At 46.1% G+C, this 22,749-nt stretch carries 21 protein-coding genes; 3 read left to right on the top strand and 18 right to left on the bottom strand.

The window, feature by feature from the left end:
• The first annotated feature begins 128 nt into the window (after positions 1-128).
• Both L1N85_RS16815 and L1N85_RS16810 read left to right on the top strand, forming a co-directional pair.
• Positions 129-1,148, top strand: a complete 1,020-nt coding sequence (locus L1N85_RS16815) for a CobW family GTP-binding protein (RefSeq protein WP_235240223.1) — start codon at positions 129-131, stop codon at positions 1,146-1,148.
• 137 nt (positions 1,149-1,285) lie between these two features.
• On the top strand, positions 1,286-2,365 hold the full coding sequence (locus L1N85_RS16810) for a Gfo/Idh/MocA family protein (RefSeq protein WP_235240222.1): 1,080 nt from the start codon (positions 1,286-1,288) through the stop codon (positions 2,363-2,365).
• A 131-nt stretch (positions 2,366-2,496) separates the two neighbouring features.
• On the opposite strand, the gene dgoD is transcribed toward L1N85_RS16810, so the two are convergent.
• The 4 genes from dgoD to L1N85_RS16790 form a co-directional block, all read right to left on the bottom strand.
• Positions 2,497-3,645: a galactonate dehydratase gene (dgoD, locus tag L1N85_RS16805; protein ID WP_235240221.1), complete on the bottom strand. Its 1,149-nt coding sequence runs from the start codon at positions 3,643-3,645 to the stop codon at positions 2,497-2,499.
• Positions 3,646-3,760: 115 nt separating this feature from the next.
• A complete protein-coding gene (locus L1N85_RS16800) occupies positions 3,761-4,465 on the bottom strand; it encodes a FadR/GntR family transcriptional regulator (protein WP_235240220.1) in 705 nt (234 codons plus the stop codon).
• A 154-nt stretch (positions 4,466-4,619) separates the two neighbouring features.
• Entirely contained in the window at positions 4,620-4,796 is a 177-nt protein-coding gene (locus tag L1N85_RS16795; protein WP_235240219.1) for a hypothetical protein, read from the bottom strand.
• A gap of 103 nt (positions 4,797-4,899) precedes the next feature.
• The gene (locus L1N85_RS16790) at positions 4,900-5,379 is read right to left on the bottom strand and encodes a hypothetical protein (RefSeq protein ID WP_235240218.1); all 480 of its coding nucleotides are present in this window, start codon (positions 5,377-5,379) and stop codon (positions 4,900-4,902) included.
• Positions 5,380-5,564: 185 nt separating this feature from the next.
• Here L1N85_RS16790 and L1N85_RS16785 point away from each other — a divergent pair, with 185 nt between their 5' ends.
• The gene (locus L1N85_RS16785; RefSeq protein ID WP_235240217.1) at positions 5,565-6,029 is read left to right on the top strand and encodes a MarR family winged helix-turn-helix transcriptional regulator; all 465 of its coding nucleotides are present in this window, start codon (positions 5,565-5,567) and stop codon (positions 6,027-6,029) included.
• A 25-nt stretch (positions 6,030-6,054) separates the two neighbouring features.
• On the opposite strand, the gene L1N85_RS16780 is transcribed toward L1N85_RS16785, so the two are convergent.
• The 14 genes from L1N85_RS16780 to L1N85_RS16720 all read right to left on the bottom strand — a co-directional run bounded on the left by L1N85_RS16780 (position 6,055) and on the right by L1N85_RS16720 (position 22,714).
• The gene (locus L1N85_RS16780; RefSeq protein ID WP_235240216.1) at positions 6,055-7,683 is read right to left on the bottom strand and encodes an MDR family MFS transporter; all 1,629 of its coding nucleotides are present in this window, start codon (positions 7,681-7,683) and stop codon (positions 6,055-6,057) included.
• A 129-nt stretch (positions 7,684-7,812) separates the two neighbouring features.
• Positions 7,813-9,204 carry an MFS transporter gene (locus tag L1N85_RS16775; RefSeq protein ID WP_235240244.1) on the bottom strand — a complete coding sequence of 464 codons (1,392 nt, stop codon included), beginning with the start codon at positions 9,202-9,204 and terminating at the stop codon, positions 7,813-7,815.
• Positions 9,205-9,297: 93 nt separating this feature from the next.
• Positions 9,298-9,753, bottom strand: coding sequence for a MarR family winged helix-turn-helix transcriptional regulator (locus tag L1N85_RS16770; RefSeq protein ID WP_235240215.1), 456 nt, complete (start codon positions 9,751-9,753; stop codon positions 9,298-9,300).
• A gap of 160 nt (positions 9,754-9,913) precedes the next feature.
• The gene (locus tag L1N85_RS16765) at positions 9,914-11,068 is read right to left on the bottom strand and encodes a sugar phosphate nucleotidyltransferase (protein ID WP_328285231.1); all 1,155 of its coding nucleotides are present in this window, start codon (positions 11,066-11,068) and stop codon (positions 9,914-9,916) included.
• Between the two features lie 1,196 nt (positions 11,069-12,264).
• On the bottom strand, positions 12,265-12,996 hold the full coding sequence (locus L1N85_RS16760) for a phytanoyl-CoA dioxygenase family protein (protein ID WP_235240214.1): 732 nt from the start codon (positions 12,994-12,996) through the stop codon (positions 12,265-12,267).
• A 73-nt stretch (positions 12,997-13,069) separates the two neighbouring features.
• Positions 13,070-14,002, bottom strand: a complete 933-nt coding sequence (locus L1N85_RS16755) for a fumarylacetoacetate hydrolase family protein (protein ID WP_235240213.1) — start codon at positions 14,000-14,002, stop codon at positions 13,070-13,072.
• A 25-nt stretch (positions 14,003-14,027) separates the two neighbouring features.
• Entirely contained in the window at positions 14,028-14,801 is a 774-nt protein-coding gene (locus L1N85_RS16750; protein WP_235240212.1) for an SDR family NAD(P)-dependent oxidoreductase, read from the bottom strand.
• A gap of 159 nt (positions 14,802-14,960) precedes the next feature.
• The gene (locus L1N85_RS16745; protein ID WP_235240211.1) at positions 14,961-15,710 is read right to left on the bottom strand and encodes an IclR family transcriptional regulator; all 750 of its coding nucleotides are present in this window, start codon (positions 15,708-15,710) and stop codon (positions 14,961-14,963) included.
• A 154-nt stretch (positions 15,711-15,864) separates the two neighbouring features.
• The gene (locus L1N85_RS27975; RefSeq protein ID WP_407946466.1) at positions 15,865-16,188 is read right to left on the bottom strand and encodes a hypothetical protein; all 324 of its coding nucleotides are present in this window, start codon (positions 16,186-16,188) and stop codon (positions 15,865-15,867) included.
• Positions 16,189-16,200: 12 nt separating this feature from the next.
• Positions 16,201-16,590, bottom strand: a complete 390-nt coding sequence (locus tag L1N85_RS16740) for a PmoA family protein (protein ID WP_235240210.1) — start codon at positions 16,588-16,590, stop codon at positions 16,201-16,203.
• A gap of 156 nt (positions 16,591-16,746) precedes the next feature.
• Positions 16,747-18,336, bottom strand: a complete 1,590-nt coding sequence (locus L1N85_RS16735; RefSeq protein ID WP_235240209.1) for an extracellular solute-binding protein — start codon at positions 18,334-18,336, stop codon at positions 16,747-16,749.
• Positions 18,337-18,436: 100 nt separating this feature from the next.
• Positions 18,437-19,312: a carbohydrate ABC transporter permease gene (locus tag L1N85_RS16730; RefSeq protein ID WP_235240208.1), complete on the bottom strand. Its 876-nt coding sequence runs from the start codon at positions 19,310-19,312 to the stop codon at positions 18,437-18,439.
• 12 nt (positions 19,313-19,324) lie between these two features.
• Positions 19,325-20,272, bottom strand: a complete 948-nt coding sequence (locus L1N85_RS16725) for an ABC transporter permease (protein ID WP_407946465.1) — start codon at positions 20,270-20,272, stop codon at positions 19,325-19,327.
• 216 nt (positions 20,273-20,488) lie between these two features.
• Positions 20,489-22,714 (bottom strand): helix-turn-helix domain-containing protein, encoded by a 2,226-nt coding sequence (locus L1N85_RS16720; RefSeq protein WP_235240207.1) that lies wholly within the window; start codon positions 22,712-22,714, stop codon positions 20,489-20,491.
• Positions 22,715-22,749 lie beyond the last annotated feature (35 nt).

The following is a 22,749-nucleotide window of genomic DNA, read 5'->3' as shown; positions in this document are numbered from 1 at the left end:
GAGCAAGATCTAACTTGCTCCGTTATGACGCCCGAAACAAATCGTAATTATTACGTTTTTTCGACATATACTTCTACAATGGCAGTCTACTATGCAAACCTATTTATTTGGATGGGAGAGGATTAGAATTGAAAGTCCCTGTGATCGTCATAAGCGGTTTTCTCGGCAGCGGAAAAACTACTTTGCTCCTGCGCCTGCTGCAAGAAGCGAAGGCTGAGGGCCTTCGGCCCGGCATCATTATGAATGAGCTTGGACAGCTTGATGTCGACGGCCATATTTTGAGAGAGCAATCGGATTTGCCGGTTGAGAAGCTGCTGGATGGCTGTGTCTGCTGCAGCAAACGCAGCGAGCTCGCCGGAAGCATCCGTACGGTATTGCGAAATAAGCCGGATCTGCTCGTGATCGAGCTTACCGGCGTCGCGAATCCCGAAGAAATTGCCGATGCGTTAACCGATCCGGCATTAATCGAGCTCGTTCGTCTGAAGCAAATCGTAACGGTCGTCGATGCCGAGCATGTGCTGGATTACAACAGCTTCTTCGAATCGGATGCCCAGCTCATTCGTACGCTTAGGCGCCAGATCGAAACGGCCGATATCCTTGTGCTGAACAAAACAGATCTCATAAACGATGCAAAACGTAAAAAGATCGGCCAACTGCTGCCCAAATATAACGATGCGGCTGTCTTAATCCCAACTGCTCATAGCATTATTGATCTGGGTTTGCTTCTATCCGATGTAGTTAAGCAGGCCAAGCAAGCGGTTGCGGTCTCTTCTGCCTTTCCAATGGTGAAGCCAGCCGCAGCAGCTGCTCATGCCGCCCCTAATCAGCCGGTGGAGCAGACTCGCCTCGAGAAAGGCCAAGCGCCGTCTTTTTCGCGAGTCCAAACGATTTCGCTTGCGCTAGCCCGGACGGCTTCCTATAGCCGGAAGGATATCGAAAAATTTCTACATAAATTTAAAAACCGGCTGCTGCGTGCCAAAGGCTATATACGCCTTAATCCGGAGGGCCCGGCTCTGCTGCTGCAATTCGCAGGGAATCGGGTAACTTGGTCGGAATCTGCGCATGAAGGGCAGCCTTACATCGTCTTTATCGGCATAAATTTAAATGACCGGGAACTCGAGCAGCAATGGAGAAGGCTGGAGCAATAAGCTTACAACGATTCGCAATCGGATTCCTGAACAGCGGCTTGTCATGATTTTAGAGTCCATTTGTCCTTTTCTTGCGATTTCAAGCCTGTTTTCACTGTGCTAAAGTAAAGCTAACACAACGAAAAGAGGAGCAAACCATGACTAAAACGATAAGAATTGGAATCATCGGGAGCGGCGGAATCGCGCGCGCGCACGCATCTGCTTATAGAAAGCTTTCAAACGTGGAAATTGTGGCGGTAGCTGACAGTATCGAGGGGAAAGCACAAGCATTCATTCAGCAGGAACAGCTCCTGAATGCAGCGCCCTTCGATGATCACAGAAAGCTGCTTGAGCTGGAGCTTGACGGCGTTAGCGTCTGCACGCCCAACTTTGCCCATCACGAGACATCCGTGAATGCTTTAAATGCCGGCAAACACGTTTTGGTCGAAAAACCGATGTCGGTAACTTTGTCGCAATCCATTGAGATGGTCGACGCTTCAAGACGCAGCGGAAAAATGTTGACGGTAGGCTTTCAGCCCAGGTATGACCCGAATATGTCGTTAATCAAAGAGATCGTACAATCCGGGAAGCTGGGCAGCGTTTATTTCGTGGAGACGGGCGGCGGGAGACGCCGGGGCATGCCTGGAGGCACTTTCATCCGCAAGGAGCTCGCCGGGGCCGGCGCTATGGCCGATATCGGCTGCTATTCGCTCGATATGGCCCTTCATGCTTTGGGCTATCCGAGACCGCTCACAGTATCGGCTTATACGTCGAATCATTTTGGAACCAATCCGAAATACCATAAAGAAGCGGCGCACTTTGACGTGGAAGATTTTGGTGTGGCGATGATTAGACTTGAGGGAGACATTGTTCTTAATTATAAAATAAGCTGGGCTATGCACATGGATTCGCTGGGAGCGACCATGTTCCTCGGAACCGATGCCGGACTAAAGGTTACCCCTGCAGGAACGGGTCCATGGAGCGGCGTGTGGGACGGCAGCGTGGGCAGCATGACTTTGTACAATGATATCGCCAATCAGCATATCCAATCGACAATCCCTGTTATTGAGCACGGCTTGAATCTGTTTGACGAGAAAGTGAAGGATTTCGTCGCCGCGATCCAGGACGACCGCCCCGCTCCAATCCCGGGCGGTGAAATATTATACAATCAAGCCATCATCGACGGCGTGCTTCGTTCTGCCGCCAGCAAACGGGAAGTTACGATTGAATTGCCGTAAATAACCTATAGCTGGACCACAAAGCCGCAAGGGGGTTCCCTTGCGGCTTTGTGGCGTTGCGCTATGCATCCGTATCAATCTTCTTCTGAACGACCGGCATCATCATGCTCCAACGGCATGCATGATCGATTTTACCATTCGGCGATGCTGCCGTCCGCATTCCGCCAAACGGGATTTCGCCAATTATGGCCGATATCCGCCATTTCGCGAACCTTTGCTTCATTAATTTCAATGCCGAGTCCCGGCTTCGTCAGCTTGGCGACGTACCCGTCTTCATAATCGAAAACATGGGGATCGACCAAATAATCGAGCAAATCCGATCCTTCATTGTAATGAATGCCCAGGCTTTGCTCTTGAATAAAGGCATTAGGCGTACAGAAATCAAGCTGCAGCGAGGCGGCAAGCGCGATCGGGCCAAGCGGGCAATGGGGAGCTACGGCGACATCAAACGCTTCCGCCATCGCGGCGATCTTGCGCGTTTCCCAAATTCCGCCCGCATGGCTTAAATCCGGCTGGATAATATCCGCCCAGCCCGAGGTCAGCAGCTGCTTGAACCCCCAGCGCGTATACATCCTCTCTCCGGTCGCAATCGGAATGGAGCTGTATCTCGCAATTTCGGCTAATGCCTCATTATTTTCGGACAGCACCGGCTCCTCGATAAACATCGGCTTGAATGGCTCCAGCTCCTTCACCAGCGCTTTCGCCATCCCTTTATGCACCCGGCCGTGGAAATCGATGCCGATCTCCAGTTCGCTCCCGACGGCTTCGCGGATAGCGGCGATTCGCTGTACGGCATGCTCCACCTTCTTATGCGAATCGATCCAATCCAGCTCTTCCGTTCCATTCAATTTAACGGCTTTATAACCGGCCTGGAGCTGCAGCTTCGCAGCGGCAGCGGTATCGGCGGGTCTATCGCCTCCGATCCAGGCGTAAACCTTCACCTTCTCCCGCACCGCGCCTCCAAGCAGCTCATACACGGGAACGCCGAACCGTTTGCCCTTCAAATCCCATAACGCCTGTTCGATTCCGGAGATCGCGCTCGTCAGAATCGGTCCGCCCCGGTAAAATCCGCCCCTGTAGAGCACCTGCCATAAATCCTCAATATTTCCCGCTTCTTTACCGATCAAATACTCGCTCAGCTCTTGAACGGCGGCCGCAACCGTATCCGCCCGTCCCTCGACGACCGGCTCCCCCCAGCCTACCGTGCCGTCATCCGCCGTTATTTTCAAAAACAACCACCTCGGCGCTACCTTGAACAATTCCATTGTACGTATTCTCATACATGAGCCTCCTTAAATTCATATGATGAATATATAATTATCTATAATATATCATATGAATTACAAAGAATAAATAAGCGTTTTCATTCCTTAGTTAGAATAAGCCGCCCTTCCATTACGGTTTATGGCCGTTCAGAGATTTATGATTTTCGGCGTTCGACTGCTCGTGAATCATGTCCTGGATGTGCAGCCTCATCAGCTCTCTCGCTTGCAGAGGATTTCGTCCCGCTATCGCTCCCGCGATTAACGTATGAAACGATGCGGCCTTCTCATCCATCCCTTGCAAACCCATCGTCAATCTTCTGCTATCCAGAAGCATGTCTCCAATCACCCGAATCATGTTCACCATGACCTCATTATGGGAGGCTTTTGCGATTAGCCGGTGAAAGGCAAGATCCTCCTTTAAAAAATCTTTCCCCGCTTGCTGCTTCTTTTGCATCCGTTTCGCCGTTAGCACGATTTCTTCCGCTTCGGCTGTTGTCGCCTTCTCGGCAGCAAGGGCAGCAAGCTCAGGCTCAATAACCAATCTCGCCTCAGTAAGCTGAAGCCAGGAAGCCTGTTCAAGAAAATGAAGGTGCTTATCCAGAATATCTCCTGTTGGAAGCTCCTCTCTCACATAGGTGCCTCTTCCCTGCTCGACCAGCAAAACCTTCTGATTATTTAAAATACGGACAGCCTCTCTTACGGAGGATATCCCGACATTCAGATCCGCGGCCAGCTCCTCAAGTGTCGGCAAGCGGTCGCCCGGCATCCATACCCCATCACGGATTCGGCGCTTTATTTCATCGTATACAGCTTCGTAGGTTAATGGTTTACGCATCCGATTACCCATCCCCCTTTTGATACAGATAGCTTTATCTTAAGGGCGTCACTATCGGTTGTCTACTGGTTTCGCGCGCAGAAGGGACGATTCAGAACAGACAACAAAAAAACCGCTCACGCTAAGAGCGGCCTCCATTGGCTTGGCATTCGATTTATACAGACGATATAAAGCCGCGGTTGCAGTTTTTCGCGTAATTAATGATGGACTCATACTGGGTCTTGGCTATGCGCCTCTCCGACATCGGAAGATGCGTGTTTTTGACTATCTCTGCTAATTTCTTGAGCTGCTGCATCTCCTCAGGTGTCACTTTGACCGTTGTTTTCCCCATGCGATCCACCCTCCTCGACGAATTTTTTAATAATCCCGGAACCTCGCAGGAATAATCTTACATATATCTTTATTGTACGCAATCAGCCAGCGAAATTACCTGATTATTTTTGCGGCATTCGTGGATTTTGATCCTCCATTTCTTCAGGAAACAGATCGGCAAGCTCCCTGTTCTGCAACCCCTTCAAATAGGATAAACCCGCGTAGCCGGCAAGCAAGGAGCTGCTGATGACCGCAAAATTATCGCTCGTGTTCGCCATCGCAAGTGCGGTTTTGGCAAGGATTCCCGTACCTGTCGCAATGAGGAGATCGCCCAGAAAGCCGAGATCGAAGAAGATCTTTTTCTTCGCATTGCGATGGTCCCGAAAGCCAACGACGAAGATGATAAAATAATAAATGCGCTGGATCCATTTCACGAGCCAATTCGAAGAGAGCGTTAAACCATCCTCATCATATTCTATGACCAGCTTTGGCATTTCGACTATGCCATTTTTAACAAAATGGCCGATCAAACCTCCGATCAGGCTCATGGAAATCGATAATCCAAACACTGTTATAAAATCGTCCAAGCTCGAAATGACCATCTCGGCATGCCCACCCTTCAACCAAACGTCAGCTCGGCAGCGTTAATTCACTACTTCAACTGTATGTTGGAGCCGGGCGGTTCACGACTGTTATTTTTGCATTGTTGACTGCATAATCCCATAAAATCTATAATTACGTAGGTGACCTGATTAATTATTAAAAATAATTCACCGAGGTGAATCCAGTGAGTGCTGATCCATATGAAAATGTCGCTGATCTTATAGAGGTCTTTCAACGCTTCGGCAAGGGAGAATGGCGAAAAAAAACGATGTGGGGATTGAAGGCCAGTGAAATTCGCGTCCTCGTCTGCGTGAAGAAAGGTAATGATAAAGGAGCGGCAAGCATGACCGTTTCGGAGATCAGCAAAATGCTTCAAGTCACTTCGCCGACCGTAACTCAAATGATCAACAGCTTGATAGCTTCAGGGCATGTGGCGCGTTCATCCGATCCGGCAGATCGAAGGATTACGGAAATTACGTTAACCGGCAAAGGCGAGCAGCTTGCTAACAAAGCGACGGAGCGCTACCATGCTTTATTTACCGGCATGATTGATCATCTGGGCAAAGAACAAAGCGACCAGCTTATCGTCCTGTTAAACCAGGTTTTTCATTACCTGCATCAGGCTCAAAGCAACTACGATGAGCCCTAATAGAAAATGGAGGAGCAGGCTCTTGTTATGGAAGAGCCGGCTCTTTTTTCGTTAAATCTATCTGGATCGCATCAGCCACGGCCTTTGCTTTCATATCGTTAGAGGAACGCAAAGGGATTTCTTTTAAGAACAGGACAAGAATAAAGGCTGCGATTAGCAAGGACATGCCGAACAGAAAAACGACGGTCAACGAATCACTAAGCACGGCACGTACCATTTCGATAATATGCGAGAATAGCGGCTGAATTTGTTCAGGCAGCGTCTCGTGAAGCTCCTTGAGCTTAGGCTGATCGAGAAGCATCTGCGGATTCAGAAAGCTGGATAGCTGTTCTGCGGTTTCCGGCTCCAGCTGCGATAAATCCGGACCTTGTCCCGTCTTCACCGCCGTCTCAAGCTTATTCGAAAGCGTTGAATTCATGATGGTACCCATGACCGCGATGCCGATCGTACCGCCTAAGTTACGGAACAGCGCAGCGGTTGCCGTAGCAACGCCCAGCTCGGACGGCGCTACCGCATTTTGAACCGTTAATGTAAACAACGGCATCGAGATGCCTAGGCCAATGCCGAACACAATCATCGCGGCTACCGCGACGCCAACGTTGTTCATGAATGCCATCATCAGCATGCCAACAACCATGAACGGCATTCCGGAAATCGCAAAACGTTTGTATTTGCCGGACTTCGATATCCAGCGGCCCGACAGCGTGCTCAGTACGATCATCGCGATCGACATCGGCATATTGACGAAGCCCGAGTTGGTAGGCGAAATGCCCAGAACGCCCTGCACGAAAAACGGAAGATACATCATCGCTCCCATCATGCCTGCATGCATAAGAAAACCGATCGAATTGGAAATCGCAACGATACTGTTTTTGAACATGGATAAGGGCAAAACGGGACTTTTCGCTTTCCGCTCGATCAGAAGCAATATAATGAGGAACACAACCGATGCAGCCAGCAGTCCAATGATTTCCGGGGATGTCCACTCGTACTTTGTACCTGCCCAGGAGAAGCCGAGAAGAAGCGCAACAAGCGTCAAGGATAAAAACAACGAACCCATATAGTCGATCGATTCGGTCGTCTTGCGCGCCGTTTTCGGAAACATGGACCAGATCATTCCGAAAGCGACTAAACCAAAAGGGAGAAAGATCCAGAAGATCCACTTCCAAGCGATATGATCGACCATGAAGCCGCCGAGCGTCGGCCCGATTACGCTGGAGAAACCGAAAACAGCCATCATGACGCCGGTCCATTTCGCCCTCTCCCTGGGTGCGAACAAATCCCCGACTGCCGTCACCGTCGCCGACATGAGAATGCCGCCTCCGATCCCTTGAATGCCGCGGTACGTAATCATTTGAAATATGGTGTCGGATGTTCCGCACAGAAAAGCGCCGATTATAAATAATACGATACCTATCAGCAAAAACGGCTTACGCCCATAAATATCTGACAGCTTGCCAACCAATACGGTCGCGATCGTCGAGGTCAGCATATAGATGGTGATTACCCATGTATAATATTCAATACCGCCCAGAATCGCAATAATACGCGGCATTGCCGTGCTTACGATCGTCTGGTTAATGGCTGCGAAGAACATGGCTGACATCAGTGCCATCATTATCGTTAGTTTCTTCTTGTGTGTCAGCTGCTCCATTAGGCCTGCACTCCTAATCATTTTAATATATCATTTTCAGTCAGCAGCAAAACCAATGATCGAACAAAAGTTAGGTTGCCTACCTACTTTTAGATGATACAATAACTTTAGTGCTAAAGCAACTGTCAGTTACATTTCTTTCACGCCTCTATGTTGCCGCTGCAGCTTCACTTTATTGCCGGCCAGACTAAACGAAGCAAAGTACAAGCCGCCGACGAGCATCGCTAAAAGGGCTAATACGAGGAAGATATTGCTGTACAAATTAGCGCCTTCATTCACCGCAAAGGGATTAAGCTGCAAGGAAGTCTCCTTCGCGTCAAGCATTTTCCCGATCACGCTCGTGGTCATAGCGCCGGAAATAAAGTTAAGCAAGGACATAAGCCCCATGCCAACGCCGATTTGCTCCTTCGCCAGCGTCGTGGAAATCGTGTTGGACATTGCAATTTGCATAAAGGTTTGGCCAACGTTGCCGAATATGAGAAAAAACAGGATGAAGTAGGGCGAAGCGCCCACAAACACCGATAGCAGCACGAAACAAACGAAGCAAAGCGAAATAGCCGTATATACCAAGAACGAATTTCCTCTTTCGTCCGCCAGTTTGCCGCCTCTTCGTCCCATTAAAGCAGAGGTGATCGCCGCCGGGAACATAACAAGACCAATAACCGCCGGAGTAAGATCGTGCAAGCCGAATAAAAATTGCGGAGTAAGAAAAGGCATGCCGAAGCTAAGTCCGGTAGCGAGAAAGGTTATGCCGAGTCCGAAGGAATATTTTTTATTGGCGAACAGCTTCGGCTGAATAAACGGCTCAGCGGCCGTGCGAATTCTTATGACGAATAAACCGAGCAATACGATACCGGCTATGGCAAATAACCAATTGCCTTGCGAGATCGACAGCAGCAACAGAGCCACCGAGCCTCCAAGCAATATGCCGCCCGGAAAATCTATTTTTTGCGCGGCTCCCCTATCGTCGTTTAAATACTTTCTGAAGAACGGCAGCGCAAGCAGCGGCATGAGCGATAACAAAAAGAGAAACCTCCAGCTGGCGAAGCTTGTGACTAGACCGGAGACGATTGGCGCGAGCGCTGTTCCGAACGCTAACCCTGCAGCCATCGTGCCTAAGGCTCTGCCTCTTTTCTCGGGAGAGAAGTAACGTACCGGCACAATCATCGCCGTAGCTGGAATAACGGCGGCGCCGCTTGCTTGAAGGATTCTTCCAAGGACGATCATCCAATATTCCGATGCTGTAAGCCCGATGATGGAGCCAAGCGCGAAGAAAATCAATCCGAAGGTCAATAAATCCTTCAACCGGTATTTGTCTGCGAGCTTTCCGTATGTAACGGAGCCTACGGCATATACAATCATGTAGCCCGTTAGTAACCAACTCACCTGCGAAGGCGTAATGCTGAACTCTTTGCTGATAACGGGCATGACGACGTTAAACATTGAAGCGTTCATAACCGAAAAAACTAAAGTAAACGCTAAGATTTTCATCAGCTTATCGCCATTATTATTGCTGTTCATGGTATCCATGGTCCTTAAGCACCTTCCCTCTCCCTTATCTATTAGTTTGAATTCCAACTAAATAATCAAAAAAATAACCGTTGCAATAACGGCTTACTCATAGGACTTAAGAATTTTTCGCAATAACATTTGCAAGTTGCGGGACTCTTCCTCCGTCAACCGCTCATTTGCTAGATCCTTCGCCTTCTTAACGGCTTCCGAAGAAATTTCGAAGAGTTCCTGCCCGTTGTCCGTCAAAAAAATTTGCTTCACTCTCGCATCCTGGGCGTGCTCTCTCCGTACCACCCACCCGCGCTTCACCATCCCGTTAATAAGGCTCGTCACGCTGGATTTATCTATAAAGAGCTGCTTCTCGAGATCCGCATTCGTGACACCCGGATTCAATGCAAGAAAATGGAGCGATTGGGATTGCTGTGGGGTAAGCCCTAGCGGACGCAATGCGGCTTCAATTTTGCGGCGTATAGCCATGAAGACAAGCTTAATGAGTACCGTATTACTATCTTCAAGCTCCCATGGAAACCGAGTAGGACAATTAGTTGATTGCTTCAAGTTGCCCCTCCTCTTTTTTAGTTTGAATTCAAACAAATTATACAAAGTAGCCCCTTTCTTGTCAATTCAAATAGATTAAAAATAAAACAGCCGAGCAGGCCCAGCTATCCTGATCGGCAATTTTATTGTCCATATTTAGACGGTTCATCGTCAACCGTATTTAAGCTGTCATAATTTCAGAGACATCCGAAGAAATTGCGGTTACGAAATCTCCGATACCAATTACGGTAATCTCACCATTAAGCTGCCCTATTACTGCGCCGTCTTCTATCACGCTGCCCTCGCCGATAATCGCTCTATAGATCGTGACATGATTTCCAATTTTGACGTCCGGCATAATAATGCTTTCGTGAATTTCGCTTCCCTCACCGATATGTACTCCACTAAAAACAAATGAGCGTGTCAGGGATCCTTCAATTTCGCTATCGGGATGAATCAACGAATGCCCAAACTCAGCAGCCGGGCAGAGGTTCGCTGACAAAGGCCTTAGCCGTTCGTTCGTATACATCGGCCATTTCTCGGCGTCGAAAACGATATCACCGTCGAGAACCTCCATATGCGCCTCCCAAAGGCTCTCGACCGTTCCTACATCGCGCCAGTAGCCTTGAAATGGATAAGCATATACGTGGCAGTCAGCCGCCAGCATCCGAGGGATGACATCCTTGCCAAAGTCGTGGCTCGAGGACTCATTCGCTGCATCCAAAAGCAGATAACGTTTAAGGAACGACCAGCGGAACATGTATATGCCCATTGAAGCGAGGTTGCTTTCTGGATTGGACGGCTTCTCAAGAAAATCGGTTACCTTAAACGAATCATCCACATTCATAATGCCGAATTGGTGCGCGTCCTTCCAGGGTACCCGCTTTACCGAGATCGTTGCTTCCGCTCCGCTTTCCTCATGAAATTTGAGCATGGCATTATAATCCATCTGATAAACATGATCGCCTGAAAGAATCAACACATGCTCAGGATTTTGCTGCTGTATGTACGCCATATTTTTATAGATGGCATCTGCTGTTCCTGTATACAGGCCGCAGCCCAGCTCATTGGCCTCGAGCAAACCAATGTCTGTATCTTTGTTTTTTGACCAAAAGCCCCCGTCATTGATATGAGAATGCAAGGATTCCGCCTTATACTGGGTCAACACGCCTATCGTGTTGATTCCCGAATTGACACAATTGCTGAGCGGAAAATCGATAATTCGGTATTGCCCTCCGAACGGCACCGCCGGCTTAGCGAGCTTTAGGGTAAGCGGAGCAAGCCGTTTTCCTTCGCCACCTGCTAGAAGCATAGCCATACATTTCGTTTGAGTCACACGGATCATCCCCTCTATTCATTTAGTTTGCTCCTAAGCCATAAAGAGAAACTCAAAAAAGATCGTACCAAATCTTTCGTACGATGTTTGTCAGAAGCTCGTGCAACAGGAAAAGTATTTTTCGACAAAGGAAAAAGAAGACGCAGCGCGGATTTTGCACGATCTCAGGAAGGAATACCTATATTTTTGTCTACGAAATATGCAAAAATTCGACTCAGATTATTCGACAATGTCATTAATTTTAGGATAATTATACCAATTTACCGCTTTTTTGGGCATCAAAATGACCGCTAAATCGAAAAGCGGTCTTCCCAACCACCATTTTATCCTTTACAATTTTTTTATTTCATTATCTTGCTCTTACATTTTATAATGAGTACAAACGTTCATTTTTCGGGTTATACTGTTCATGGAGGCGAGCAAATGGAAATCACTTTGTTCAAGAAGATGACCGGAAACACGCCGTCAGGCTATCGTCAATTAAAGAAATTCGGAATACTTATATAAAACTCCAAAAACGCTTCTGAACAAAGGTATCGGCATGCGCTTGCTTATTCATTAATTTTGTTTTCGAAGCTCTCTTGGGGAAAGATGATACTTCTTCTTGAAGGCCCTTTCAAAGTTCGGAAACGTATTAAAGCCGGAAGCATAGCTTATTTCCTACTCGCTGGTCGATGACATGTTTATGAACACTCCCGCCACTTACCTACACTGACGTTTCGGATGAAGTGGGGGTTTCTGGTGTATCAACCTGACTTATTTCAGGATGCTTAACACCAGTGGAGTTGACACGTTGACGGATTGGTTACCGTCCAACCCCTCTATCCCATTGGCTATGCCTTTGGGAGTACGTATGAGCCTATTGTAAGATTCTTAAGAATCTCGGCTCTTTCGGAGGCTTGAACATTTTACGTAGCAGAGCCAGTTATACCTGCTACAACCGCATATGTTCAGTTGTCAAAGAACATGTGTTCTTAATTTTCATTTTACCAAACTGTTCTTTAAAAGCAAAGATCTTTTTTGCTAATTCAGGAAGATCCGATTCACCTCACCACTTTGTAGAAGTGGGAGTCCTCTCGGCTAAATTTGATAGATGCGAAAGGGCGATGTCAAGTTCATAAAATGCTTACTCAATAATCGTTCAGGCGTTTTCCGACTATTCAACCTTCTCTCTCCGTTCCATCCGTAAATTATGTTTAAACAAATGGATTTCCTGCAATATCCTTTCCTCTTGCCAGCCAAATTTTATGATTTGCATTTTTCTCCGGATAGACCTTTGCTTCCGTTGAAAAATACCGCATCGTATAGCCGCAGCGGCGGTAAGGACTTGAATTAGATGAAGCGCCATGAATGATTCGGGAATCATGCAGCGAGCACTCGCCCGGCTCCAGCTCAAAATATACCGCTTTTGAATCGTCGATAGATTTAATTTCCGTTTCGAAAATATTCTCCCTGCCGTCTACCGCTTCGTATTCGGAAAAACCGTTGTTGTGCGTGCCCGGGATGACGCGCATACAACCGTTCTCCTTCCAGCTGCGATCGATTGCGAGCCATACCGTGACGATCTTATCGAAGCTGCTGAGCCGGCCTTTCCAATAAGCCGAATCCTCATGCCATGGCGTTTGTTTGCCGATAACCGGCTCCTTGCAAATAAAATGGCTGGACCATAAACCAATATTCGGCCCGATAACGGGTTCAACCAAATCCAGCACTTCATCGCTGAGCAAAAACTTAAGCAGACGTTCGTCGCGGAAATGAGGCGTATCCAGCTCGCTGTTCAGTTTTCTGCCGACCATTTCCCATTGCTCTTCAAAGATAGCCGAGAGCTCGCTCAATTTCTCTTTGCTGAAAACCTGCTTCTTGTAAAGAGAATACCCGTTTTGATTATAAAACTGAACCGCTTGCTCAGACAATGTGCCGACAGTCATGAATGACCCTCCGTTAATGATTTATTTAACTTTGCTGTAAGCATAACGGAGGGAGAGTTTATATACTTCTCATTCAATCAGATAAAGTATGCATTTCTTCGGATCTCTCATCAATCATCCGATTTGTCAGTTTGCCCAGTTTCTCGATCTCGATCGTAACGGAGTCTCCATCCTTAAGATAGACTCGTTTCTCCTTGGGATAACCAAGCACAACGCCTTCAGGCGTTCCCGTCAAAATAATATCTCCAGGCATCAGCGTCATGTGCTGGGAAATATAGCTCACAATCTCGTCGCAGTAAAAAATCATGTCCGACGTATTGGAATGCTGGCGCACTTCGCCATTGACCACCGCCTTGATCTCAAGGCGGTTCGGATTCCCCACCTCATCCGCAGTAACCAAATAAGGGCCAAGCGGGCTGAAGCTGTCGCATGTTTTCCCGAGCAGCCATTGCGGCGTTCTCATTTGAAGGTCGCGGGCGGATAGGTCATTTACAGCGCAATAGCCGAAAACATGCTCCAATGCCTTTTCTTTCTTGACATACTTTGCTTTTTTGCCGATTACGATAACGAGTTCCGCCTCATAATCTACCTCTTTCGTTACTTTAACCGGCAATGGGATATCCTTGTTGTGGCCTGTCAAAGTATTACTGAACTTATTAAATAAAATAGGAAACTGCGGAATCGGGGCTTTCGTCTCTTCGGCGTGCTTCCGATAATTAAGTCCGACACATATAATCTTGCCGGGCCGGGTGACACAAGGCCCGTAACTGACTTCGGATTCGGGAATTATAAAAGAAGAATGATCTGGATGGGATTCCAGCACTCGCTCCATATACCGGGACAATGCCGAAATTCCCGCTTCTCCGCTGCTGATCACCTGCATCACATCTGTCGGAATCTCGGCTTGGGGGGCCACTTCAAGCGCTTTCTCCACGTCAAACAGGCGATCCTCCACTTTAATGCCCAAACGCATCGTTTGATTTGACTCTATCGTTACCAGTTTCATGGTCATTCATCTCCTTTAAATGAAATCAAGCGTTTTTGCCGAAAACGACTCCTCCGTCAATATAGAGCGGCGAGCCCATCATGAACTTGGATTCATCCGATGCGAGGAACAGGGCCGCATGGGCTACATCCTCCGGTTTGCCGGTATCGCCGCTTAACTGTCTTGTTTTTAACGAGGCAATAGCCGCTGCCGGGTCGTCATACGAAGTTTGCAAATACTGCTCGACAAATGGCGTAAATATCGTTCCCGGGAGCAGAGCGTTGACGCGAATGTTATACGCTGCATAATCGACCTGCATCGATTTTGTTAAGGCCAGAACGGCCCCCTTGGTAGCGGAATATGAAGCTCGTCTGGCAAGGCCCATTTCTGCAATGCAGGAGGACATGTTGATAATGCTGCCCGATTTGCGTTCCATCATATGCGGAACGACATATTTCGAAGGCAAATAGACCCCCCGAATGTTGACATTCATTACTTTATCCCACTGTTCGGGGCTGATTTCGTGCAGCGCCCCGACTCCGCTGATGCCTGCGTTGTTGAACAGTACATCGATCACGCCGTATTCAGCGATCGCGGCCTTTACCATAGCATCGACGGATTCAGGAGATGTTACGTCCGCTTGAAGGAACAATCCCGATCCTCCCAGTTCCTTGATTGTCTCGACCGTTTCCCTGCCTTTGGCTTCGTCCAGGTCATTGACAATGACAGCAGCTCCTTCGCTTGCAAATAAAAAAGCGGTGCTTCTGCCGATTCCCGACCCGGCGCCCGTAATTAAAACGACTTTATTTTTTAGCCTCACAGCGGATCCTCCTCTCGAGTTTAATATAATAAACTTAATTTATATTAATAAACTAAATTCAGTTTATCATCCCGCTCGCTTTTACGTCAATTTATAAAAAAACTGCCCGGAGCAGCTATCATAGCGCTTGGACAGTACAGGTAAAAAAGAAGTATCGGATTACAAAGAGGTTGAAAGGCGACGTGCAAAATTACCGATCTCTGCAATGGCCGCTTCCCGTTTCTCCTCCCAATGATGGGCAGGCATCGAGAAACTGGTAGCGGCTATTATATTACCGGCGCGATCGTAAATGGGCGCTGCCACACATACGAAGCCGGGCACTATTTCTTCGGAGTCGACAGCAAAACCCGATGCGCGAACCGTTTTCAAATGATCGGTCAAAGCTTCAACGGTACTTAACGTGTTCGCCGTGTAAGCCTGGAAAGGGGCGTTACCATAAAGGTCGGCGATATCATTATCCGAAAGCGCAGACAGAAGCATTTTACCCATGGCCGTTGCGTAAGCCGGCATCCTCATGCCCGGCTCTGACAGGAGCCTGACGGGAGAGGGCGCTTCCTTCTTGGCGAGATAAATGATTTCGCCCCTTTCAAGCCTAGCGATTTGAAGCGTTTCGCCGATCCGTTCCACATATTCAGCCGCCAAGCTTAAAAATTGCTTCACCAGGTCAAAGCTCGCGAAATAGGCGTTACCGAAAAACGCAAATGCAGCGCCGAGCGAATACGTATCACCCTGATCCCTTTTCACCCATTCTAAAGCTTCTAATGTTTGCAGCAGAGAAAACATCGTACTTTTGTTAATGCCTGTTTGCGCACTCAATTCCATCAATTTCAGACTGGAAGGATTGCTGGCGATTTTCGTCAGTACCGCATTAGCCCTGTCTATTGCAGGTACCCAATATTTTCGTTCCATTTACAATGACTCCTGTTTATCATAATAAACCTATTTTATCATGCCGGGTGCAAAACTCAATTCCTCTTTTCTTTCAGCATAAACGATTCAATTCCGGCTATTTTCCCCTTACATCGTCCTCTAATTCCGAGAGGTTATTTATTTATCATCGCTTTTATAGTCGCTCCCCGTTGAAGTGAAAGTTCGCGGATGTAAACGCTCCGGAATCCCGGACAAACCATTGAGTTGCGAATCTTTCATTATCCGGATGCGTGAACATTGCAATTCCCACATCAATCATCGATTTGCTCGGTACTCCGTCTTCCCACTTTACGTTAACAAGTTTACCACTGTAATCCACCCAATCGATAAGAGCTGTTATTTGACCGAATACTGGTCCACTAATAAGCGCAAGAAACCTGCGGTGCGTTTGTCTACCCTCCCTGCGGAATTCGTGGTAGGCTTTATGGCCGTTTACATCGTCATGTACCCACCACAAGCCATGATGATGTTAGTGATCATCAGGAGCATCCTGAATCAGCGTTTGGCCTTTGGGACCTATCAACGGATAGTAGTAAGGCTTCGGCACATGTGGGGAATACATATAACGTGTGGCCAAGGCTCCTTCAATACTGACGATAACCCTTGCATTCTCCTCTTGATGGTCCAGAAAAACGCCGTACGTGTTACGCCAAGGGTTATATTTTCTATCCTCAGGCACGGAAACTTGCTTTTCTTTTTTAATTAACGAACAGGTTAACAAGGAATGCGGACTGTCAGATGGCCATTCCTTGAGCAACAGATACAGCACATGCTCTGTCAACGTACCTACCGGTGTTGCCGACATGGTTTGATGATTGAGTTGGCAAGCAATCTCCAGCCCGGACGTTTCTTCCTTCAAATAAATGTCCTCATCACCAGCCCATTGTTCAAGCCATTGGTAAGTGGATTCATCCAAATTGATCACGATTATTTTTACAAATGGTTCGACTGCATAATAGAGTCCCCCGTTCTCCGTTCATCGTGAACGGAGAATGGGGGACTGCTTTCGAAAACCTTACTTATATTCTGCTTTGTATGCTGCTCTCTTCTCTTCCATAACTTCTTGACCGCCGATTTTCAGGTAGTCGGCAACTTCCTTATCATAAACACTATCGAAGTTAGCAGGTTTCGCAGTAATAACTTTAACAAAAATTTCTTCGTCTTTCTTCTTCAAAGTGTTCGCGTGTTTGATATCTGATTCGATTGGTGTCAGAACCCGCGGTTTAACGATGCTATCCTTACTTCCCGTCTCGACACTTTTCACCGTGAAGTCTCTAAAGTTCGGATCGGAAGCATTGGCTGCAATGTTCAGTCTTTCATCCGTAAAGCTAACATATTTGCCGTTGAGAATTATGCAATAATCAAAGTAGTTGTACAGCAAGTTTTTAGCTTCGTCGTTGTCAAGTGTAACAGGAATTCCGTCATTCATCGTATACGTTACGCCTTCGGTACCGTTTTGCAACACAAGAATGTTCTTAGGTTCTGCCATCCAATTCAAATACTTAATCACTTCTTCAGCCCGTTCGCTTGCTTTCGGTACCAACATATAAATTCCAAGAGGCGAGTAAGCGGGTTTCGGCGTTTTGCCGTTAACATCCGTGAACGGGTCGATCACGCTCAACCTGGCGTTCGGATCGGCCTTTTGCAACTCGGCCAAATATCCCATATATACAGGTTCGTTCGTATTCGTTGTAGCGGCACCAATTTGACCGTTCAACAAATACTTAGTAAATAGGTTGTTGTCTTTACCCATACTTAACGGGAAGTCGGGATCCATTAAGCCTTCATTATACATTTTATTCAGGAAGCGGTATGCTTCTTTGTTGCCAGGCATCAACCACTCCACATTCGCGTACAAGTCTTCATCCGAAATATTCGCCCAATCCCAGAAAGAATACTGGAGTGGGTGCATATGGAAGTAATCGATTTGTCCTCCGTAAGCAAATGCCTTAGGTTTAGCCGCTTTAAAAGCTTTCATCGTTTCGTAAAATTGGTCTGTTGTCGCAGGGGCAGGTAGATTCAGCTCGTCGAGCCAATCCTGACGGATGAAAGTCGAGCTTTGTGCCTTGATAACCCGCATGGCAGGAATGGCATATTGCTTGCCTTCGAATACACCGTAGCTGAGCACGTCGTCGCCATATAAGGTCTTCAGATTCGGACCAAATTCATCCAATAAAGGCCCGAGATCTGTCAAACCGCCGTCTTTTACATATTTTTCGACCGTTTGAGTGTTGTACGTAAAGACGAGGTCTGGCGCTTGATTGGCAGCCATCAATACGTTCAGCTTATCGACTTCTTCAGAACGAGGAACCGTAACGAATTCTAATTTGATATTGTTCGGATCACCAAAATTTTCTTGCATGTACTTGGTGAAGAAGTTGTCGGTAATCGGTGGTGCACCTGCAGGGGTATTGTTCCGATCAAACAGCTCAATTTTGAGCGTAACCGGTGGTTTCTTCACTTCGTCTTTCGACTGGTTATCTGCCGGATTTCTCTTCGCGGGTTCATTTTTTGCAGAATTACTATCGGAACAACCAACCAACATCGCCGCGATCATTACGACTGCGAGAATGCTCAACAACCATTTGCGAGAAATTGTTATCAACTTGTTCAACTCCCTTTGATATTTTTTATATAGTAATCTTCATTAGTCAAAATCTTAAATACGTTATGCCAATGAAGAGTAACTATTTTACTTGTGTCTATTAGCCTTTTACCGCTCCGAGCATAATACCGGAAATAAAATACCGCTGAAGCCATGGATATACGATAAGGATCGGTAACGTTCCGAACATGATCGATGCTGCTTTCAGACTCTCCGGAACGGGTGCTGAAATATTTTGCGCCTCCATAATGGCTATATCGTTAGCTTGACCGCTAATGACCATCGCATATAGTTTAAGCTGGATCGGATACAGATTCTGATTTGTGATATAAATCAAAGCATCCTGGAAACCATTCCATCGGCCTACTGCGTAAAACAAGCTCAAAGTCGCGATGACTGGCAGCGATAAAGGGAGAACGACATTAAACAATATTCTGAAATGGCTTGCCCCGTCCATACGGGCCGATTCCTCAAGCTCAATTGGAATATTGGAAAAGAACGTCTTGATAATAATTAAGTAGAAAGCACTGATCGATCCGGGCAGCACGAGTACCCATAGGGTATCGAGCAGATTCAAATTTCTCATCAGCAAATAATCAGGTATGAGACCGCCGCTGAAAAACATGGTGAGTACAATGATTGTCAGAAACGTATTTCTGCCCTTTAATCTATGTTTAGTAAGCGGATAAGCAGCAGAAACGGTCATGATCATGGCGATCACTGTAAAGATAGTGACCATGAATATGGTGAACACTAATGAACGAACCATTGCTGCGTGTTGGAATACGGCTTTGTAAGCTGCCAGATTGATTTCGATGGGGAAGAAGGTTACTTTCCCCGCCATGATGGCCCCATTCGAACTTAGCGAAAGAGCTACGATGTGAACCATTGGCATCAAGCATAATAACCCTGCAATACCAATCAACACCATAATAAATCCATCAATAAATCTTATATTATTGGCTTTGCTATTCATTGTTCATTCTCCTCACCAAATGCCTTGGTCGTTAACTTTTCTGGAAATAAAGTCAGCCGATAACAAGAAGATTAGTCCAACAATCGATTGGAACAGACCGATTGCGGTCGCGATAGTATAGCGGGCCGATTGAATCCCGACCTTGTATACATAAGTACTAATCACCTCCGAAACGTCGGTAACAAGCGGATTGCTCAATATATAAGGCCGATCAAAGCCGATGGTGACCATATGTCCGATATTAATAATAAGAAGAATTACAATGGTCGGTTTGATGCCTGGCAACGTAATATGCCACATTCTCCGAAGGCGGCTCGCCCCGTCCACCTCGGCTGCTTCATATAACTCCTTGTTGATACCGGTCAATGCGGCTAAATATAAAATCGTTCCCCATCCAGCCTCTCTCCAAATCCCTAACCCTAGGTAGGTAATTACCCAGTGCAACGGTTCTGACAAAAACGGGATCGCTTCCAAGCCGATTGCATTTAAGAAGTTATTAACACCGCCGGAGTTGGTCGCTAGCAGTTGAGTCGCCATTCCGCCGACAATAACCCATGAAATGAAATGGGGCAAATACAGGATAGTTTGGGCGCCTCTTTTAAACCATTTGACGCGAAGTTCATTTAATAGCAAAGCTAAAATGATGGGTATCGGAAAACCGATGATCAAGTCTAATATATTTAATAAAAAGGTGTTTCGAATTGCGTTGTGAAATGCATCCATTTGAAAGATTTCTCGAAATGCTTCAAATCCGATCCAAGGGCTGTCCAAAACCCCTTTAAAAATATTGTAATCTTTAAATGCAACTACGACGCCTAGCATCGGAACATATTTGAAAATGATAAAATACGCCATGGGCACAAATAACAACAGATACAATTGCCACTCGCGCATAATAGATTTCCAAGTACTTCGCGACACATTACTGTATGGCCGAATAGTCTTTGGTGCAAGCCGCATGAGTAATCCCCCCCTTAGTCTTTAAATTTGTTTTGCAACCGCTTTCAGTTATTAATTTATCATCTCGGTGCAGATTCGGAAATTATCAATAATCTTGCGCTTAACATTTAGGGAAACCGCAGCAGTACAGCCAATTAACATATTTCCTATCCTTAACTTTTTTTACGAAAAAAAAATCTGCTGCGAAAACAGCAGATTGGATAAGCGATCATTCACTTATTCATGATGAAATCGATGTAAATTCCTATATTCACCAGGTGGAAGATCGAACATTTTTTTGAAAGCCCGATGAAATGAGATGACGTGTACATATCCTACTTTTTCCGCTATAAACTGGATCGGCTCATCTGTCTCCTGAAGCAATTGTGTGGCGTGATCAAACCGTACCTTGACGAGATAATCGAAAAACTTTTCACCGAGCTCTTCCTTGAACAAATTGCTAATACTTTTCGGACTAACACCAAACAAATCGCTTACTTGGTTTAAGGAAAGGTTTGAATCTGCGTAATTACGATCGATATACGCCTTGACTTGAACGGCGATGCTATGATTTTTTCTACTTATCCGTTCGTGCTCGATCTCTTTGGCCAACTTGATCATGACCGTTAATACTTGTTCATTCATCTCATTCATCGTTTCCGTACGGTTTGCAATCTTAAAGAATTGTTCCTGATATTCATCTCGCCACAAAGCTTGAATTTCTGGAGACAGTGTGTTGATCTCCTTCTGTAATTGGTGTGCTAAATTATTTACAAAATTTTCGATATCCGCTTTCGATAATAACATTTGCTGTATTTCCGTAAAGATGTGGTTAAATTTGCCTACCCACTGTTCATCATCCAAACGATAAAAATGTGCCATCTCCAGCAAAGTTTGGAACCAGTTAAACTTCTCCCCATTCGCCTTCGTGCCTTTCAACCGATTGTCGATCAGCGAGTTCGTTCCGAACACAGCTTTATAGGATACGTTTTCACTTGCATTGCGGTAAGATTCCGCGATTTGGCCGATCGACCCGGTTTCCCTGCCGATCCCTGCCGATAACGTCAACTCCAAATTCGTGTTAATCCACTTTCGGTATTCTTCGCAGATTTGCTGCAACGTATCTTGATATGGCTCGTGGTTGCTATGAAAATGAAAAACAACGGACATCTGTTGGGGTTGAATCCACGTATGCCAAATCAACAATTCCTTTTCCTGCGTTAGCTCCTGAAATGCAGTCTGGATAATATATTTCAGTAAATATTGATCGCTTGAACTGTACCGCTCGGTAAACTGAGCATAGTGATCGATTTCAAACACAACTACTCCGAGCCGCTCATAGGAATGGGACAAGCCAAATGATGCCATCTGCCTCTCCCACTCCGATTCGGTTATCGTCTTATGGCCTATAAGGAGTTCATTAAATAAGTTGCGTTTCCGAAGCAGCATATCTTCTTTGTGCAAAGTATCGTAGTCCACCGTTTTTTTCAGAAAATGGTCAATAGCGCTCTCAATGAACTTCAACTCATTGCGTGGGGATTTTATTCCCAGTTCATCACTTTTGCGTGCCGTATAATCATCGATTTTGCCCATAATGGTTTGAATTGGCTTGTAATTAATATGAGTGATGATCGTAAACCAAACGATGGCGAGCACTATGATGAAGATGCCTAATATGATCCATATGTTGGATAATAGAGAAAGGATCGAAAACTCGTCAGCATAGACGCTGTCAAAATAAAAAGACCATCCGGTATATTTCGATGTAGCATAGATTGGTTTCGTACTAATTGGCTCTATTATAGTCTGAAAAGGCTGCTTGTTCTCGTCTAAAATTTGAATAACATTGTGACCATTGTTATCTAAATTATTTAAAAACGCCATAATCGATTTGACGTCTACATTAATGACAACGGCCCCTTCCTTACCGAAAGCGTACGGATAATATTTGATTAGTGAAATGACTTTTTTGTTCTGATCAAGAACGGATTCTCGATATTCTCTCGGGGTTGACCATCCCTTTAAACCCGGCTCCTCATAGGCCTCAAGAAAAAAAGATGCGTCTGCAAAAGCCTCCAACGGAAATTTGCCTGATCCAGTCAAAATTTGTTGGGTCGTTTCGCTATACAAGTACATTGAATTCAGAAAAGGAAAGGATGACGCAAACTCATTCAATTTTTCCTGTATGAAATAATACTCGTATACGGTTTTCGGAGTATCGTCGAAAAAAGATTGCAACGTCTTATTCTTATAAATTTCTCTTACGACATTCCGCTCGATCAACTGTAAGTTAGCATCTGTATACTGTACCATTTGTTGAAAAATCGCTTCATTCGTTTCAATATATTTATTTTGAGAAGAGCTATTCAATGTCGTGAAGAAAACAAAGATCAGCGAGGAGATAACGACAAAGAAAATAGGTGCATAAGAAAGCAACATACGATTATACCAGTTTATTCTCATACGAAAACTCCCCCACAATGTTTCCTTGCATTATA

This window comes from Paenibacillus alkaliterrae (genome assembly GCF_021532375.1).
Taxonomy (GTDB): Bacteria; Bacillota; Bacilli; order Paenibacillales; family Paenibacillaceae; genus Pristimantibacillus; species Pristimantibacillus alkaliterrae.
Note: the sequence above shows the minus strand (reverse complement) of the source record. Positions and strands in the feature narration are given on the sequence as shown.